The sequence below is a fragment of the Amycolatopsis sp. AA4 genome (assembly GCF_002796545.1).
Taxonomy (GTDB): Bacteria; Actinomycetota; Actinomycetes; order Mycobacteriales; family Pseudonocardiaceae; genus Amycolatopsis.
The window spans coordinates 8,731,815-8,748,298 of sequence record NZ_CP024894.1 but is presented as its reverse complement, the minus strand read 5'-3'; the positions used below and the strand labels follow the sequence as shown (position 1 = coordinate 8,748,298).

The 16,484-nt window shown below is 69.4% G+C and carries 17 protein-coding genes; 9 read left to right on the top strand and 8 right to left on the bottom strand.

Annotated elements, in window-relative coordinates; translation table 11 throughout:
* Positions 1 to 58 precede the first annotated feature (58 nt).
* The gene (hisC, locus tag CU254_RS40625) at positions 59 to 1,117 is read left to right on the top strand and encodes a histidinol-phosphate transaminase (protein WP_009085956.1); all 1,059 of its coding nucleotides are present in this window, start codon (positions 59 to 61) and stop codon (positions 1,115 to 1,117) included.
* Here hisC and CU254_RS40620 read toward each other — a convergent pair.
* Positions 1,110 to 1,871 carry a sulfite exporter TauE/SafE family protein gene (locus CU254_RS40620; RefSeq protein WP_009085954.1) on the bottom strand — a complete coding sequence of 254 codons (762 nt, stop codon included), beginning with the start codon at positions 1,869 to 1,871 and terminating at the stop codon, positions 1,110 to 1,112. The two genes, hisC and CU254_RS40620, sit on opposite strands and share 8 nt — an antisense overlap.
* Before the next feature lie 888 nt (positions 1,872 to 2,759).
* A complete protein-coding gene (locus tag CU254_RS40610) occupies positions 2,760 to 3,110 on the bottom strand; it encodes a VOC family protein (protein WP_009085951.1) in 351 nt (116 codons plus the stop codon).
* Between the two features lie 78 nt (positions 3,111 to 3,188).
* On the opposite strand from CU254_RS40610, the gene CU254_RS40605 reads away from it, so the two are divergent.
* Entirely contained in the window at positions 3,189 to 3,887 is a 699-nt protein-coding gene (locus tag CU254_RS40605) for a FadR/GntR family transcriptional regulator (RefSeq protein ID WP_009085949.1), read from the top strand.
* Position 3,888: 1 nt separating this feature from the next.
* Here the strand turns inward: CU254_RS40605 and CU254_RS40600 are convergent, their stop codons facing one another.
* Positions 3,889 to 4,293 (bottom strand): VOC family protein, encoded by a 405-nt coding sequence (locus CU254_RS40600; RefSeq protein ID WP_009085947.1) that lies wholly within the window; start codon positions 4,291 to 4,293, stop codon positions 3,889 to 3,891.
* A gap of 83 nt (positions 4,294 to 4,376) precedes the next feature.
* On the opposite strand from CU254_RS40600, the gene CU254_RS40595 reads away from it, so the two are divergent.
* A complete protein-coding gene (locus CU254_RS40595; RefSeq protein ID WP_009085945.1) occupies positions 4,377 to 5,189 on the top strand; it encodes a class I SAM-dependent methyltransferase in 813 nt (270 codons plus the stop codon).
* Positions 5,190 to 5,193: 4 nt separating this feature from the next.
* On the opposite strand, the gene CU254_RS40590 is transcribed toward CU254_RS40595, so the two are convergent.
* Both CU254_RS40590 and CU254_RS40585 read right to left on the bottom strand, forming a co-directional pair.
* Positions 5,194 to 5,628 carry an AAA family ATPase gene (locus CU254_RS40590; RefSeq protein ID WP_009085944.1) on the bottom strand — a complete coding sequence of 145 codons (435 nt, stop codon included), beginning with the start codon at positions 5,626 to 5,628 and terminating at the stop codon, positions 5,194 to 5,196.
* A gap of 5 nt (positions 5,629 to 5,633) precedes the next feature.
* Positions 5,634 to 6,122, bottom strand: a complete 489-nt coding sequence (locus CU254_RS40585) for an FBP domain-containing protein (protein ID WP_009085941.1) — start codon at positions 6,120 to 6,122, stop codon at positions 5,634 to 5,636.
* Between the two features lie 88 nt (positions 6,123 to 6,210).
* Between CU254_RS40585 and CU254_RS40580 the strand changes: the two genes are divergently transcribed.
* Positions 6,211 to 7,683, top strand: a complete 1,473-nt coding sequence (locus CU254_RS40580) for an adenylate/guanylate cyclase domain-containing protein (RefSeq protein ID WP_037719124.1) — start codon at positions 6,211 to 6,213, stop codon at positions 7,681 to 7,683.
* Between the two features lie 4 nt (positions 7,684 to 7,687).
* Here the strand turns inward: CU254_RS40580 and CU254_RS40575 are convergent, their stop codons facing one another.
* Positions 7,688 to 8,686 carry a beta-ketoacyl-ACP synthase III gene (locus tag CU254_RS40575; RefSeq protein WP_037719018.1) on the bottom strand — a complete coding sequence of 333 codons (999 nt, stop codon included), beginning with the start codon at positions 8,684 to 8,686 and terminating at the stop codon, positions 7,688 to 7,690.
* A 203-nt stretch (positions 8,687 to 8,889) separates the two neighbouring features.
* Here CU254_RS40575 and CU254_RS40570 point away from each other — a divergent pair, with 203 nt between their 5' ends.
* Together CU254_RS40570 and CU254_RS40565 are read left to right on the top strand one after the other, a co-directional pair.
* Positions 8,890 to 9,360 carry an Lrp/AsnC family transcriptional regulator gene (locus CU254_RS40570; protein WP_009085935.1) on the top strand — a complete coding sequence of 157 codons (471 nt, stop codon included), beginning with the start codon at positions 8,890 to 8,892 and terminating at the stop codon, positions 9,358 to 9,360.
* A 165-nt stretch (positions 9,361 to 9,525) separates the two neighbouring features.
* Complete coding sequence (locus CU254_RS40565; protein WP_009085931.1) at positions 9,526 to 9,933, top strand: SsgA family sporulation/cell division regulator; 408 nt, start codon at positions 9,526 to 9,528, stop codon at positions 9,931 to 9,933.
* A 219-nt stretch (positions 9,934 to 10,152) separates the two neighbouring features.
* On the opposite strand, the gene CU254_RS40560 is transcribed toward CU254_RS40565, so the two are convergent.
* The gene (locus CU254_RS40560; protein WP_009085929.1) at positions 10,153 to 11,250 is read right to left on the bottom strand and encodes a S1 family peptidase; all 1,098 of its coding nucleotides are present in this window, start codon (positions 11,248 to 11,250) and stop codon (positions 10,153 to 10,155) included.
* Between the two features lie 388 nt (positions 11,251 to 11,638).
* Here CU254_RS40560 and CU254_RS40555 point away from each other — a divergent pair, with 388 nt between their 5' ends.
* From CU254_RS40555 to CU254_RS40545, 3 genes are all read left to right on the top strand, one after another.
* Positions 11,639 to 14,413: an AAA family ATPase gene (locus CU254_RS40555; RefSeq protein WP_199786444.1), complete on the top strand. Its 2,775-nt coding sequence runs from the start codon at positions 11,639 to 11,641 to the stop codon at positions 14,411 to 14,413.
* Positions 14,414 to 14,503: 90 nt separating this feature from the next.
* Complete coding sequence (locus tag CU254_RS40550) at positions 14,504 to 15,178, top strand: DUF1345 domain-containing protein (RefSeq protein ID WP_009085925.1); 675 nt, start codon at positions 14,504 to 14,506, stop codon at positions 15,176 to 15,178.
* Between the two features lie 43 nt (positions 15,179 to 15,221).
* A complete protein-coding gene (locus CU254_RS40545; protein ID WP_009085923.1) occupies positions 15,222 to 15,542 on the top strand; it encodes an antibiotic biosynthesis monooxygenase in 321 nt (106 codons plus the stop codon).
* A gap of 41 nt (positions 15,543 to 15,583) precedes the next feature.
* Here the strand turns inward: CU254_RS40545 and CU254_RS40540 are convergent, their stop codons facing one another.
* Complete coding sequence (locus tag CU254_RS40540; RefSeq protein WP_009085921.1) at positions 15,584 to 16,297, bottom strand: G1 family glutamic endopeptidase; 714 nt, start codon at positions 16,295 to 16,297, stop codon at positions 15,584 to 15,586.
* Between the last annotated feature and the right edge of the window lie 187 nt (positions 16,298 to 16,484).

The following is a 16,484-nucleotide window of genomic DNA, read 5'->3' as shown; positions in this document are numbered from 1 at the left end:
TCCGCCGGGGCGAGATACGGTGACCCCGTCGTCCCGTGAAACCCGAGGAGTTCCGACGATGCCGTCCCTCGCCCCCCGCCCTGACCTCGATTCGTTGCCGAAGTACGTCCCTGGCCGAACGATCGAAGGGGCTGTCAAGCTCGCGAGCAATGAGGTGCCCGGCGGTCCGCTGCCGAGCGTCCAGGCGGCGATCACGGCTGCGGTAACCGGAGTGAACCGGTACCCGGACAACGGATCCCAGGCCCTGCGCGAGCGGCTTTCGCGGCGGCTGGACGTGCCCGCCGAACGGCTCGCGATCGGCTGCGGGTCGGTTTCGCTGTGCCAGCAGATGATCCAGGCGCTGTGCGGTCCCGGCGACGAGGTGCTGTTCGGCTGGCGGTCGTTCGAGGCCTACCCGATCGTGGTCCAGGTGGCGCTCGCGACGGGCGTGAAAGTCCCCCTCACGCCGGAGCACGGGCTGGACCTCGACGCGATGCTGGCGCGGATCACCGACCGCACCAAGCTGGTCTTCGTCTGCAACCCGAACAACCCGACCGGCACGGTGCTGCACCGGGACGAGATCGAGCGGTTCCTGGAAGCGGTGCCGCCGCACGTGCTCGTGGTGCTGGACGAGGCGTACAAGGAATTCGTCACCGACCCCGAGGTGCCGGACGGCGTCGACTTCACGCGGACCCACAGCAATGTGGCAGTGCTGCGCACGTTCTCGAAGGCGTACGGGCTGGCCGGGTTGCGCGTCGGCTACGCGGTGGCCCCGGAGCCGATCGCGCAGGCGCTGCAGCAGGTGTACGTGGCGTTCTCGGTGAACAGCATCGCGCAGGTCGCCGCGATCGCGTCGCTTGACGCGGAGGACGAACTGCTCGCCCGGTGCCAGGAAATCATCTCCGAACGCACCCGCGTGCGGGACGCGTTGCTGGAGATGGGCTACGAAATCCCGCCGACCCAGGCGAACTTCGTGTGGTTCCCGCTCGGCGAGCGCACGGCGGCCTTCGCCGAGCACATGCTGGACCGGAAGCTGATCGTGCGCCCGTTCGCTGGCGAGGGCGCGCGCGTGACGATCGGGACGCCGGAGGAGAACGACCTGATGCTGGCCGCGGCCAAGGAATTCCAGGCTATTTGAGGACCAGCTGCACGACCGCGGCGAGCCCGATCACGACGATCACGCCGCGCAACACGGTGGGCGGCAGCTTGCGGCCGATCTTGGCCCCGAGCTGCCCGCCGATCGTGGACCCGAGCGCGAGCAGGCCGATCACCGGCCAGCTCACCGGAGCCACGAACGCGTAAATCGCGCCGGCGACGATGTTCACGACCGCGGACAGCACGTTTTTGACGCCGTTGAGCCGCTGCAACGGTTCGGACAGCAGCATGCCCATGACGGCCATCATCATCACGCCCTGCGCGGCGGTGAAGTAGCCGCCGTAGATCCCGATGACGAAGAGCAGCCCGAACAGCAACGGCCCGGCGTGATGCTCGCGCCCGTTGGCCTCGCGGCGCTTCTGCACCCACTTCGACACCTTCGGCTGAACGATCACGAGCACGACGGCGAGCCCGACGAGCACCGGCACGACCTTCTCGAAGGCGTCCTTGGGCAGCGTCAGGAGCAGCACGGTGCCGCCGATAGCCCCGAAGAACGAGGCGACCGCGAACCGCACCACCTGCGGCCAGTACCCGACCAGCTCGTGCCGGTAGCCGTACGCCCCGCTGACGGTCCCCGGCGCGAGCCCGACCGCGTTCGACGTCGTAGCCGTCACCGGCGGATACCCCAGCGCGACCAGCACCGGAAAGGTCACGAGCGTCCCGGACCCGACCACCGTGTTGATCGTCCCGGCCCACATCCCAGCGATGAAGATGACGACGGCATGCCACCAGGTCATAAAGCACTCACCCGCTGACCCTAAGCAGCACCCCCGACCCCCGGCGACGCGATGTGTCCGGTCAGACACTTCCCGGCGTCGGTCTGGGCACGGCGGGGCTTGGGGAGGGGCGGGGTTTCGGCTCGTCGGAGGGCTTGTCGTGGCCGCGCAGCCGACGGGGCCCGCCAGCCGACACTCCCACCAGCGCACGCCCGGCCCGCCGACCCGCTCGCCTGCGCACGCCGCTTCGGCTCTTGGGCCGTGCTTCGACCGCGCCGCCAGCCGCGCACCGCTTGACCGTTGGCCCGCACTTCTGCCGCGCGCTCCGCTTCGGCCACGGCGCCCGCACGCCGACCACACCGCCAGTCCGCACACCTCACCGCCAACACACCGCTTCGGCTGCGGCATCCACGCTTCGCCCGCACTGCCAGCCACCGTCGCCTGGCTGCCAGGCACACTCGCCTGACTGCCAGCCCGCACTCCGCCTAGCCGCCAGTCCGTAAATGCGTCAGGCCGTTTGCCCGCGGTTCGCCACCGCCTCAGCCGCTAACCGGCTCTTCGATCCGCTCCAACAGCAGTCACCTCCGCTCTTCGCTCTCCGCTTCACCGCCCGTCCGCACTCCAGACTGGCCACTGGCCCGCTTTGCTCCGCGCCTCAGCAACGGAACTGCGCAGCGACCTGCCCACGCCACACCTCCGCAGCCACCAACCCGCGCTCCTCCCGCGGCCACCGCCTCCGCATCAGGCCTCAACGCACGTCCGCCACAAACGCACCTCCGCAGCCACCAACCCGCACTCCGCCCGCGGCCGCCTCGGCATCAGCCGCCAACGCACCTCCACGGCCTAGCTCCGCCCCAACCGCACCCACCTCCCCACTCAGCCACTCCCTCGCCCAATCCCGCCAACCCCTCACCGCTCAAAGACGCAAAACTCATTCCCCTCCGGATCCGCCATCACGTGCCACTCCCGCTCCTCGCCCCGCTCCGCCACCATCCGAGCCCCGGCCGCGGCCAGCTCGCCCGGGTCTCCCCACACGTCCAGGTGCATCCGGTTCTTCACCGTCTTGCGCTCCGGCACCGGGTTCAGCCAGATCAACGGACCCTCGCCAGCCGGGTCGACGATCGCCACCGGCCACTCCGGCGGCGGCGGGCTTCCTCCCGGCGGACTCCGGCGGACATACCCGAGCACCCGGCACCACCAGTCGGCCTGGGCCTGGTGGTCGAGTGCGTCCAATGCCAGATCCTTGAACTTCGCGGTCATGACTCCCTCCCTTTCCCACCGACGATCGTGACACCCGCGACCGACAATTTCGCGCGCCCGCGGACGGCAGCTGCCAGGATGGGCGGCGTGGCCCACGAATCCGAGCAGGTCTGGAGCGCCACGGTCGACCATCTGCGCACGATGATCGACTCGGGCGAACTCCCGCCGGGCTCGCGCCTGCCCGCGGAACGCGCGCTGTGCGAGCAGCTCGGCATCAGCCGCGGGTCGTTGCGGCAGGCGTTGCGCGTCCTGGATTCGATCGGTTACGTCCAGATCCGCGCCGGGTCGGGCACCTACGTCCGCGAGCAGGGCACCGCTGAAAGCCCGCTGAGCAGCTGGTTTTCCGAGCACGAGCAGCTGGTGGAAAAACTCTTCGACCTCCGCGCGACCGTCGAGCCGACCCTCGCCGAGCGGCTCGCGGAGCAGCACACGCCGCGCGTCGTGCAGCGGCTCGCGGACAACGTCGCGGAGATGGAAGAGGCCGCGGCGGCCGGAGACATGCTGCGGGTCATCGCGACCGACGCCGAGTTCCATCGGGTGATCGCCGGCAACGCGGGCAACGACGACGTCGCGGACCTGCTCCGTTCAGTGCTCGCCCTGGTCGGCGAGGAACGCCGCGCCGCGCTGCGGTTGCCTGGCCAGATCCGGAAGGCCGTGGCCGAGCATCGCGCGATCCTCGACGCCATCAGCCGTTCGGACGCGGCGGCCGCCCGCGAGATCACGCTCAAACATTTGCTGGACGCGAAAACCTACGCCCACGACTACGCGTCTTCCTGAATCAGCACACGCAGAACTCGTTCCCCTCCGGATCCTGCAGCACCGCGAAACACCCGCTCTCGTCCTCGATCGTGTGCACCTGCCGCGCACCGCGCGCGACCAACCGCGCTGTCTCGGCCTCGATCGCGGCTCGCTCCGCCGCACCGATCCGCACGTCCAGGTGCAGCCGGTTCTTGCCGCGTTTTGGCTCAGGCACGCGATGGAACAGCAACCGAGGCCCGAGCCCGTCCGGGTCGGCCGCCGCGCACCACGCCTCCGCGCCGTCCCCGACCGAGCGCGAGAACTCGGCCCAGCTCGACGCACCGGAGGGCGGATCCTCGACCGCGTACCCCAGCGCCTCGGCCCAGAAGTCCGCGAGCCGCTCCGGTTCCGCACAGTCGATCGCGATCTGCAAGCGCTTCGCCATGCCTGCGGATGATGCCCTCCCCGGCAATCAGCGCTACAGTCTTCACAAGTTTGTGAAAAGTTTGACACCAAGGGGGCCAGGCCGTGGAGAAAGTGCACTTCACCGAGGAAAAGGCGACCAACCTGGGCACGCTGTACGGCCGCGCGCTCGACGCTCGCCGGAAAAACCCGATTCTCGGCGACACCGCGGCCGACGAAGCGGTCAAGAAGATCGACTATGACTTCCGCAAGCTCGGCGTCAACGAAAACTCCGCGGTCTCCGTCGCGATCCGGGCGCGCGCCATCGACGAGCGGGCCGCCAAATGGCTCGCCGAACACCCCGAAGCGATCGTCGTGCACCTCGGCTGCGGAATGGACACCCGCGTCTACCGGCTCGACCCGCCGCCCTCGGTCACGTGGTTCGACGTGGACTATCCCGAGGTCGTCGACGTGCGCGGCCGGATCTACCCGGAACGGCCCGGGTACACCATGATCGGCTCGTCCGTCACCGATTTCGACTGGCTCGACCAGGTTCCCGGCGACCGCGAGGCGCTGATCGTGGCCGAGGGGCTCACGATGTACCTCACCGCGGAGTCCGGCACCGAACTGGTCCGCAGGCTCGTCGGCAAGTTCCCGTCCGGCCGGATCGTGGTCGATTTCTTCAGCTCGCTCGGCGTCAAGGCACAGATGATCAACCCGGTCGTCCGCCGCGCGGGCGCGACTTTGCATTGGGGCATCGACGATCCGCACGAACTGGAGCGCTACGGCCTCCGCCTGGTGTCCAGTGTGGACGCGACCGACTGGGCAGACGACGAGGCCGTCGCGAAGATCCCCGCCGCGTCCCGGCTGGCCTTGCGCGCGTCGGCGCTGTTCCCGGTGATCCGGAAGATGGGCCGGATCGGCGAGTGGGATTTCTGAATCCCTAACCGACCCGGCGCACGACCGCGTCGGCGACCTCGGCCACCGGCACCGTGGTCACCACCTCGAACGTCGCCGACGAGCGCAGCAACGGCTCCACCTCGTCCAGGTACCGCAACGTCTCGGCAAGTTCGTCCGGGTGCTTCCCGTACGGATTGCCGCTCCGCGTCGCCAGTCGCTCGATCAGCACCTCGCGCGGCGTGCTGAGCAACACGATGTCCGTGAAGCGCGGATAGAACAGCACCTGGTTCGAGACCGTGCCGGACACGAACAACGGCTCCGGCGTCGCCAACAACGCGGCGATCCGGTCTTCGTCCCAGAGTCCGTCGCGGGTGTAACCGCCGTAATCGGTGTCGACCGTGCGGTACCCGCGCCGGGAAAGTTCTGCGAGCAGGCTGCTTTTGCCCACGCCGGACATCCCGGTCACCAGCACCCGCACGGCGGTTACCGGGTTTCCAGCACCCGCGCCACGAACCGGCTGATCTTTTCGTTCATCCGCTCCACGGCTTCCTCCTCCGTGAGCGTCTCCTTCGGCTGCGGCACCGCGGGCTTGCGCTCGCCGCGCAAGTACGCGCTGCACGCCAGGTCGGAGCACAAATACGTGCCCACCGTGTTGCCGTCGCGACCGGCTTTTCCGGCCAGCCGCGCGGTGAACAACGCGATGTCGGCGAGCGGATGCGTCGTGGTGCAGAACGCGCAGATGTTGCTGCGCAGCCGAGACTTCGGCGACGGCGCGGCGCGCAGCGACAGGCCGATCACCTCGTCGCCGTGCGGGACCACGAGATATGCCCGGCCGGGTGCCTTCGCGTCGCGCCAGCCGAGGAAGTCGCGCTTCTCCCACGGGATGTCCGCGGGCAGTGTGACGGATTTGGCTTCCCCGCGGGAACAGTTGACGAACGAGGCGCGGATCTCGGCGGGGTCGAGCGGTTGCATAGGACCACGCTAACCATCGCCGCGCCCCGACAGCGACAGCTTTTTCGCTCCCGGACCCGCCACCCCATACGATCTGCTGGTGCGCACGATGATCGCGGGGAGGTTCCGGCTGGTTCTGCGCACCAGTCTGGGCTTCGCCGCGCTCGGCGTCGGCTCGAGTGTCGCCGGGGCGGGCGTCGTCGCGTTGCTGCTGCTCTTGCAGGGGTTGCCGGCGGACGTCGACGACCGAGGCTGGGTGCTCGGCGTCACCGCGGCGGGGGTGGTCGCGCTCGCCCTGATCGTCGGCACGCTCTGGACCGCTTATCTGCAGCGCCGCACCGTGGTGTGGTTCACGATCGGCCGCCCGCCGACCGCGGACGAAGCGAAGCGCGCGCTGCGGCTGCCCTTCGACATGGCAGTGGTGAGCGGCACCCTCTGGCTGATCGGCGCGCTCGCGCTGGGCATCCTGGCCGGGCTCCTCGGCTCGATCGGCGACGCGGCGGGCATCGCGCTCACCATCGGGCTCGGCGGCCTGACCACGGTCGGCCTCACGTATCTGGCCGCGGAATGGGTCGCGCGGCCGGTGATGACGATGGCGCTCGACGTCCTCCCGCCGCGCGGCGCGCTGCCAGTCACCGTGCTGACCCGGCTGGTCGTCACCTGGGTGCTGGCCAGCGGCGTACCGCTGATCGGCGTGCTGCTGGTGACCACGCCGCCCGATCTCGGCCGCCACGGCAACCCGACGGCAAGCCTGATCGTGCTGTCCGTGACCGGCCTGACCACCGGCGCGATCGGCACCGCTCTCCTGTCCCGCGCGGTCGCCGCGCCGCTGCACCGGCTGCGGATCGCGCTGGACGCGATCGCGCGCGGACGCAAGGACGTGCACGTCGACGTGGACGATTCCAGCGAGATCGGGATGCTGCAGACGTCGGTCAACGACCTCGCCGCCGGCCTGCGCGAACAGGACCGGATGCGCGACCTCTTCGGCCGCCACGTCGGCACCGACGTCGCCCGGCACGCGCTCGAATACGGCGCTTCGCTCTCCGGTGATGTCCGCGAGGTCACCGCGCTGTTCGTGGACGTCGTGGACTCGACGGCGCTCGCGTCGCGCACTCCGCCGCAGGAACTGGTCGAGAAGCTGAACCGGTTTTTCGCGAGCGTGGTGTCCGCGGTGGACGCTCGGGGCGGCCTGGTCAACAAGTTCCAGGGTGACGCCGCGCTGTGCGTGTTCGGCGCGCCGACCCGGCTGTCCGACAGCCCGACGATGGCGCTCGCCGCGGCCCGCGCGATTCGCGACGCGGTGCTCTCGGAAGGCGAGCTGGACCTGGGGATCGGCGTGGCGACCGGACAGGTCTTCGCCGGGCAACTCGGTGCGTCGAGCCGCCTGGAGTACACGGTGATCGGCGACGCGGTGAACGAGGCCGCGCGGCTCACCGAACACGCGAAAGCCGTGCCGTCGCGGGTGCTCGCCAGCGAAACGACGGTGAAATCTGCGCTGGGCGGCGAACGGGAACATTGGCGGCTGCACGGCGAACTCCACCTCCGCGGCCGCCACCGCGAGACCCGGACCTGGACGACCTAGCGCCTCACGGCAGCTCGGGCCAGGTCAGCACCGTCGAACCCCAGGTCAGCCCGGCCCCGAACGCCGTCAGCAGCACGCGGTGCCCGGGCGTCAGCGTCCCGTCGGCGACCGCGTCCGCGAGCGCGAGCGGGATCGACGCCGCGCTGGTGTTGCCGACCCGGTCGATGTTCGACACCACCGCGTCCGCGGGCATGCCGAGCTGCTTCGCGGTCGCCTGCAGGATGCGGATGTTCGCCTGGTGCCCGACGAACCGGTCGACGTCGCCGACCATCCAGCCCGCCTGCTCCAGCACCGCGCGCGAGGATTCCGCCATCCGCGCGCACGCCTGCCGGAACACGGCCGTGCCCTGCATGACCAGGAACCGGTCCTTCGGGTTCTCCGGCACCCGCTGCGCCGCGCCGCCCGCCTCGACCCACAGCAGCTTCGCCAGTTCGCCCTCGCTGTGCAGGTCGAACGGGCCGAGCGCGCCGCGTTCGCCGGGCTCGCCCGCGCGCAGCAGGACCGCGCCGCCGCCGTCGCCGAAGATCGGCACCGTCGTGCGGTCGTCCGGGTCGACCAGCGAGGTGAAGACGTCCGCGCCGATCACCAGCACGCGCTCGGCCATCCCGCCGGCGATGAACCCGGCGGCGGTCGCGAGCGCGTAGATGAAGCCGCTGCACACCGCGTTGACGTCGAGCGCGGGCACGGTGCCGAGGCCGAGCCGGGCCGCCACCTGCGGCGCGGTGGCCGGGCACAGCTGGTCGGCGGTGGAGCTGGCGAGCACGACCGCGTCCGCGTGCCCGTCCGGGCCGAGCGCCGCTCGCCCCGCTTCCTCGGCGAGGTCCACTGTGGACTGGCCGGGCGCGACCCGGCGGCGCTCCCGGATCCCGGTGCGGGTGCGGATCCACTCGTCGCTCGTGTCCAGGCGGGCCGCGATCTCGTGGTTCGTCACCACGTGCTCGGGCAGCGCACCGCCGATTCCGGCGATGACGGCAGCGCGATGGCACGACCGGACAGCACTCATGACGGGACCTCCCAGACCGGCTTGTTGGCGGACGTCGCCGGTTGCCTCCCTTGTATGGCCTACCCCTGGGTAGACCGGTCAGTTGTGTTCCACGTCACTAAGAGACCTCTTCCACATTCGCTCAATAGGAGGTATTGCGCTCGCCGGTTCGGCCGCGTGGTAAACCCGAGGCTTTTTGTCGGTCCGCCCGGTTAGCCTGAAGCGTGCGCACTCCCGACCTGGACCAGCTCGACCTCGCCATCCTCTCCTGCCTGCAGACCGACGCCCGCACGATCGCCGAGGTCATCGGGTCCAAAGTGGGCCTGTCCGCCGCGGCCGTGCAGCGGCGGATCAAACGGCTGCGCGAAGCCGGAGTGATCGAGAAGGAGGTCGCGGTGCTGTCGCCCGCCGCGCTCGGGCTGGACATGACGTTCGTCGTCATGGTCGAGATGGAGCGCGAGAGCCTGGCGGTGCTCGACGGTTTCCGCGCCCAGGTCCTCGCCGACGACTGCGTGCAGCAGTGCTACTACGTCACCGGCACCGCGGACTTCGTCCTCGTGGTCACCTGCCCGGACATGGCGGCGTTCGAGAATTTCGCGCGGCGGATGTTCTTCGACAACCCCAACGTCCGGCATTTCACCACGAGCGTGGCGATGGACCGGGTGAAAGTGGGCCTCACGCTGCCGCTTTCCTGACCGGCGCGGAAACGCAAGGGTTCTGTGTCCGGTGTTACGCGTTCGCGGCCCGATGCAACCGATCGCGTGAACGTCGGCCGAACGCCGTCATGTGCTCCCGAGCCGATCATCTCCCTGCCGACCAGTTCGCGAGGCGCGAACGACCGGAGGACTCCAGGAGCAGCCGTGCACACCACCGACGCCGTACACCAGACCCAGTTCGTACTGCTGAACGAGAGCACTACGCCGGTGCTGTCCCGTCTCTCCTTCCACGTGTCGGAGCCGTACGCGGTCACCGTGGCGTTCCGGACCGAACGCGGCCGGTGGATCGAGTGGACGTTCGCCCGCGAATTGCTCGTGGCCGGGCTGGACGAGCCCACCGGCATCGGCGACGTGCGGATCCGCCCCGACCTGTCCGAGGACGAGGCCCTGCTGACGCTGGAAATCGAATCGCCCGACGGCTACGCGTCGTTCGAGCTGGAGCGCGCCGACCTCGAGGCGTTCCTCGAATCTTCCTACGAGCTGGTGCCGTTCGGCGCCGAGAGCGAGTACTTCGACATCGACGGGCTGATCGAGGAGATCAGCAACGTGTGAGACAAGACCTGCCGATCCCGCGGCAATGCGGACAAGGGCGGTTCGAGTGCGCTGGAGGCACTCGAGCCGCCTTTGTCGCATGTGGACTCCGGGACAAGCGCACAGTGCCGGCCCTCGGCACCATCCCGCCCAGGTTCCTGGATCGACGGGATGGCCGCCGATCCGTCCTGACGCGGCAAGGAGTGCCTGCGCCGAGCAACGCAGGCACTCCGAAACTGCTCAGCCGCGGACGAGCGTCGTGCCCGTCGCCGACAGCGCGACGTTCACCGGGTAGTAGTAGCTGTTGACGGTGTCGCCGCCGGAAACCATGCCCTGTGCCTGGTTCCCGCTGATGAACGAACCGCCGGAGTCGCCGTGGTCGGACCGGGCGTTGGTGAGCACCATGCCGGTCACGGTGCCCTCCTGGTAACGCACCGTCTGGTTCTTGGCGCGGATCGTGCCGCAGGTCCAGCCGGTGGTGGAACCGGACTTGCACACCGAAGCGCCGACGGCGGCCTCGGTGGAACCGGCGACGCGCGTGCCGTTGTTGATCTGGCCGACCGGGGTCCAGTTGCTGTTGACCCGCGCGGCCGCGTAGTCCGCGCCGGGAAAGCGATAGGTGGAGAACTGGCCCATCGCGACCCGGTTGTAGCCGGACAGCGCGCCGCCGCCGGTGAGTGCGGCGCAGTGGCCCGCGGTCAGGAAGCCGCCGTTCACCGAGAATCCGACAGAGCAGCGCGACGAGCTGCCGATGTAATAGGCATCCCCGCCGAGCACGTTGTAGTGCGCCTTCGGCACGGCCGAGGTCTCCGTCACGGTCACCGCGGAACCGTCCACACCGGACTCCCGGACGAACTGCTCCGCCGCGCCGCGCTGTCCCTTGAGGACAGTCAGGCTGATCCGGTTGGCCGCGGTGTCGATGCCCCATCCGGTGACCGACTTCGGCGCGGCCTTCTCGTGGGCGTTGAGCGTCTGCACGGTCGAGTCGAGCTGCCGGGCGCTGAACCGGACGACCTGCGCCTCGGCGCCGGCCGCGCGCACCTGGTCGACGAGCGCCGCGTCGGTCACCGAGACGACGGCCTTGCCGGTGGCCGCGTTGAAGCTCGTGCCGCTGAAGCGTTCGCCGAGAGAATTCTCCAGTGCCGCGCCGACCTTGTTCGCCGCCTCCTCGTTCGCGAGCCGGGCGAGTGCCTGGCTGTGGGTCAGGCCGAGGTCGCGCTGCATCGCCGGGACCATGTCGGGGTTGAGCGGCGCGGCGGTCGCGGCCGGGACGCCGGCGAAGATCGCCGTCACCGCCGCGGCTGCGGTTGCGGCGCCGAGGAATCTGATGGCTTTCATGCTTCTCCCTCGCGTTCGGTTCCCCCCGGCCTCGAAGGGTGCGGCGGTGGTTCAATCCACTGCAATAAGGGGGCGCGAGAATAGGTAGCGGAGCAATCCTTAAGTAGGGACTTGCGCGACTACCGAGCGTTCGCCGCCGAAGGGGGCGTCCGTGGGTTGTTCCGCTGAACCGGCGAACTCCACGAGGTTTCGCACTCTTTGTGACCGCAAGCCGGGTTTTCTTCTGCCATTTGGTGACCGTACGGAGGCAGACGTGTGAGGAGCGTGCGCACGCTCCCGTCGAGAGTCGGTTTACCGCGCCCCGCGCACTGCTTAAGCTCCGGGCGAAACGGACAAGATGCTCGCTGGGGAGGTCGTGATGTGGCCGGCCGTTCCGACGTTGGTCTCAGTGCGTCCGCGTCCGGCGGCTTTCGCCGGACGGGACCGCGAACTCGCCGCCGTCACCGAAGTTCTCGGACACCGGCCCGCCGCGGTGCTGGTGGAGAGCGCGCCCGGAATGGGCAAAACCCGGCTGCTCGCCGAACTCGCCGTCCGTCCGGAGTTCTCCCGGATCCGCGTGCTGCGCGGCGCGTGCCCGCAGCTGGCCGAGCCCTTTCCGTACGGACCGATCCTGGAAGCGTTGCGCTCCGCCGGGAATCGGCTCGGGCCGCTGAGCCCGGTTGCCGGTGCGCTGCAACCGCTTCTGCCGGAACTGGCCGACGTGCTGCCGCCCGCGCCGGAACCGCTGCCGGACGCCGGGGCGCAACGGCATCGCGTGTTCCGCGCGTTCCGGGAGCTGCTGATCGCCTGCGGTCCGACCGTCCTGCTCCTCGACGACCTGCACCGCGCCGACCCGGGAACCGGTGACCTGCTGCGGTTTCTCGCCGTCGATTGGCCGCCTGACCTGGGCGTCGTCGCCACCTGTCGCACCGGGAACTCCCGCGTTCGCACGGCTCCGGAGGTGCACAGCGCGCAGGTGACGCTCGGTCCGCTGGACCCCGCGGCGGTCACCGCGATGGCTTGCGATCTTCTGGGCGTGCCCCGGATCAGCGCCGAGCTCACCGCCAAGCTGCACGAGTACACGGCCGGAATTCCCTTTGTCGCCGAGGAAACTCTCCGTGCGTTGCGTGGGGTCGAACTGACCGAGTCGGCGCTGGACCGGCTGGAAGTTCCGGCCGCACTTCAGGAATCGGTGTCCAGGCAGCTGTCCGCGCTGCCGAAGGCCGCGATTCAGCTCACCAAAGCCGCCGCCGTGCTTGACCTGCCCGCCGAGTTGTCGGTGCTGAATGAGCTGGCCGGGTTGGCCGAGGACGAGATCGTGTGGTCGGACGGCCTGGTGGAAGAGGTCGACGACAATCGCTACGGCTTTCGGCATCCGTTCGCGCGCAAAGCCGTGTACGATGGGCTCAGCGCGTCCGAGCGGAAATTGTTGCACACCAAGGCAATGCACCTTCCTGGTCAGCCGTTGTCGTTGCTCGCCGCGCATGCGCACGCCGCCGGGCGCGTCGAGGAATGGCGTTATTACGCGGAAGAAGCGGCGGACGAAGCGATCGCGCACGGCGATACCGCACGCGCGATCGACCTGCTGCAGGCGATCGTCGCGAAGGCCGACGAGGACGCGGTCGGTCGGTTGGCGAAGAAGCTCAGCGACGTCTCGCTGCGCGTCTTCCGCCCGGATGTCCACCTGACGCTGGAGAAGGTGCTCGAAGACCGGCCGCTGCCGCCGGCCGTGCACGGGACCATCCGGCTCGCGCTGGGCATGCTGCTGGTCCGCGTCGCCGGACGGCTGGAGCAGGGGCGCGCGGCGGTGGAACGCGCCGTCGCCGAACTGTCGGACCGGCCGGAACTGGCCGCGCGCGGGATCAACCTGCTCGCGCTGCCGTTCGACGGGCTCACCCCGCTGTCGTGGCACGAGCAGTGGATGCGCCGGGCCCGGGAAGTCCACGCCGGACTGACCGACCCAGAACTGCGGCTCGCGCTCACCGGCGACCGGATCGCGACCGCCGCGCACATCGGCGACGGTTCGGCGTGGGCGGAGTTCCAGGCGATGCCGGACACCGCGCCGAGCGTCGCGGAACGCGTGCAGCTGGCCCGGCTGTGGTGCAACCTCGCCGACGCGCAGTCGTGGTCCGGCCACCTCGACCGGACCGAAAAGCTGGTCGCCGAGGGTTTGCGCCGGGCTTCCGAAGCCGGCGCGCTGTACCCGAAAGGCCTGATCGAAGGCACCGCGGTGCGCCTCGCCTGGTTCCGCGGCAACTGGGACGGCCTGGCCGAGGCGACCGAAGACGTCCGTGCCCGGCACCCGGCGCTGGGCGCGATCGTCATGGAAACGTCGCTGGTGCTGGGCGGGCTGGCCGCGGTGCGTGGTGAGTTCGCGGCGGCGCGAAGACACTTGGCCGACGCCTCGGCGCACCGTCCGGGCGAAGGCCCTATCCCCGTCGTGCTGTGCGCGGCTTCGGTGTTGATCGGCGTGCACCTGTCGACCGATGATGTCGCCGCAGCCTGCGAAGCCGCTGATGTCGCTGTCGACGCCGCGCGCCGCAAAGGCGTGTGGGTCTGGGCAGCGTCGCTCGTCCCAGCCGCCGCGGAGGCGTACACGCGCGCAGACCGTTGGCACGACGCCGACGCGTTCGTCGAAGAGTTCGCGCGCGGCATCGAAGACCGCGACGCACCTCTCGCCGCAGCCGCCCTGCACGCTGGCCGCGCCGTCCTGACCAACGCGCGCGCGAAACACCTAGCCGCCGCAACACTCTTCGACACCGCCGCCGACGCGTACGCAGCGCTGCCGATGCCGTACCTCGCGGCAGGCATGCGTGAACGCGCGGCACGCTGTCGACTCGCTGCAGGTCAAGACGACGCGACCGCTGCGCTCAGACAGGCCGCAGCTGCGTACACACAGCTAGGTGCCGCGCGCGACGCTGGCCGCTGCCATCACGTGCTTCGCGAACACGGTGCGTGGGCACCGTCGCAACGCGGCCGTCGCGGCTACGGTCGCGAACTGTCGCCGCGAGAGCGCGAAGTCGCCGAGATGCTCGCGGAGGGGCGGACAAACCGCCAGATCGCCGACGGCCTGTTCCTGTCTCCGCGCACGGTGGAGCAGCACGTAGCGAAGGTGCTTCGCAAGCTAGGCGCGCGAAGCCGCACGGACGTCGCGAGGAAGCTGCCAAGCGTTCCGTCACCCTGAAGGAGGTTCGTCCTCTTCGCCCGCACTGCCCCACGACACGTCTATCTCTGCGACGCGCCAACCCGCGGTCCGCGCCCTACCGTTGTCCAGGTGGCTGAAGAACCAGTGCCTGCCTGGCGGCGGGCGACCAAAGGCGAGACCCGATGGCCCGCGGCGGCCGTCGTCATCGGAACGCTCGCCCTGCAGCTCGCGTTGCCCGACGAGATGGTGCTGCACCCGTGGTGGCTGCTGCCCTCGCTGACCGCCGTGCTGATCATCGCGCTGCTGCTGATCAACCCGGGCCGGCTCACCGAGTTCAACATCGTCGAGCGCATGGTCGCGCTGACCGCGCTCGCCGTCGTCAGCGTGCTCAACGGGGCGTCCGCGGTGCAGTTGGTGATCGGGATCGCACAGGGCGCGCAACGCGGGCACGCGGTGCAGGTGCTGATCAGCGGCGTGGTCGTCTACTGGACCAACATCGTCGTCTTCTCGCTCTGGTACTGGGAGTTCGACCGCGGCGGGCCGGCCCGTCGCGCGGCGGGCCGGGCGGACTTCCCCGATCTGCAGTTTCCGCAGATGAGCGACCCGTCGATGGCCAAGACCGAATGGGAACCGCGGTACCTGGACTACCTCTACACGTCGTTCACGAACGCCACCGCGTTCAGCCCGACCGACGTCATGCCGCTGCGGATCTGGGCGAAGATGACCATGATGGTCCAGGCCGGGATCTCGCTGCTGCTCGCGCTGATGGTGTTCGCGTGGGCGGTCAACGGGCTGCAGGGCTGAAACCCGCTGGCCTCGACGGCGTCCGCCAGGTATATCTCCGGCCATGGAGCTTCCCGAACCGCCGTACTACGCGGTGATCTTCACGTCCCGGCGCACCGACGGCGACCGCGGTTACGCCGAGCGCGCCGCCTACCTGTCCGAACTGGCCGCGAAACAGCCCGGCTACCTCGGCCAGAACTCCGTCCGCGACGAGTCCGGGCTCGGCATCACCGTGTCGTACTGGCAGGACGAGGACGCCATCACCGGGTGGCGCACCCACCTGGAGCACACCGAAACCCGCGAGCAGGGCCGCGCCGAGTGGTACACGGAATTCGACGTCCAGGTCTCCCGGGTCGAACGCGCCTACCGCTTCGAACGTCCGTGACGGAAGCCCTGAGGGAATCCGCTTCCCTCAGGGCTTCCCTGCTACTGACGGTTCATCGTGAAGCTCTGCCCGTCCGATCCGATCGGACCGGGGACCCACGTCGCGCTGCCGCCGTCGTCCGCGTTGAGGCCCTGCGGATTGGTGTCGGCGAGGTTCTTGCCGTCGAACTTGACCCCGTCGAAATTCACCCCGCCGTCGAGCGCGGGGTACGAATCGGTCGGCGATTCGATGATCGCCTCCGCCGACGAGTGCTTCGCGTTCAACGACTGCGTGGTCGTTTTCGTCCAGCCCTGGGTGTCGTTCCTCAGGTCGAGTCTGTAGCTGTTGTTGCTGCGCGTGACGGTCGCGGTGAGGTGGTCTCCCGCGTTCACCGGCGCTTCGCTCGCCGAGTAGTAAACCGGCGCGGCCGGGTACATTTCGTACCACGCCTGGTATTGCGGGCTGCCGCTGGAGCAATCGGTCGCGACGCCGGTCTGCTCCACAGTGGACGAACCGTCGCCGTCGATGCCGACCCACGGCGCGAACAGGTCGTTGCTGGAATTGCAGGTGGCCGCCGGTTCGGTCCAGCCCGCGGTCGCGGTGGTAAAACTGCCGAAACTGACGTAACCGCCCCAGTTTCCGCCGGAGTAATGGTCCCCGTGGAAGTGTTTGCCGAACGTGACGGGCCCGGCTCCCGCGCCGGCCGCGAGGGTCGCGGCCGCGAACGCACCGGCCGCCAGCAATCCGAGGGGACGACGGAAAGATCGTGAACTCATGGGCGTCCAATCTGGTCACGGGAGTGGCTGCGCGTACCAGTGTTGAATTTCGTTCGCCCGAGTTGGTAGCTACTTTCGAAGGGTATTCACACCTCGGGAACTCTTCACCAAATGTCCTGATTCTCCTGTGTGTACACGGAAGTCCGTGCCCGCCCGCCAGGGGAGGCGGCGGGCCGGCACGGACTCC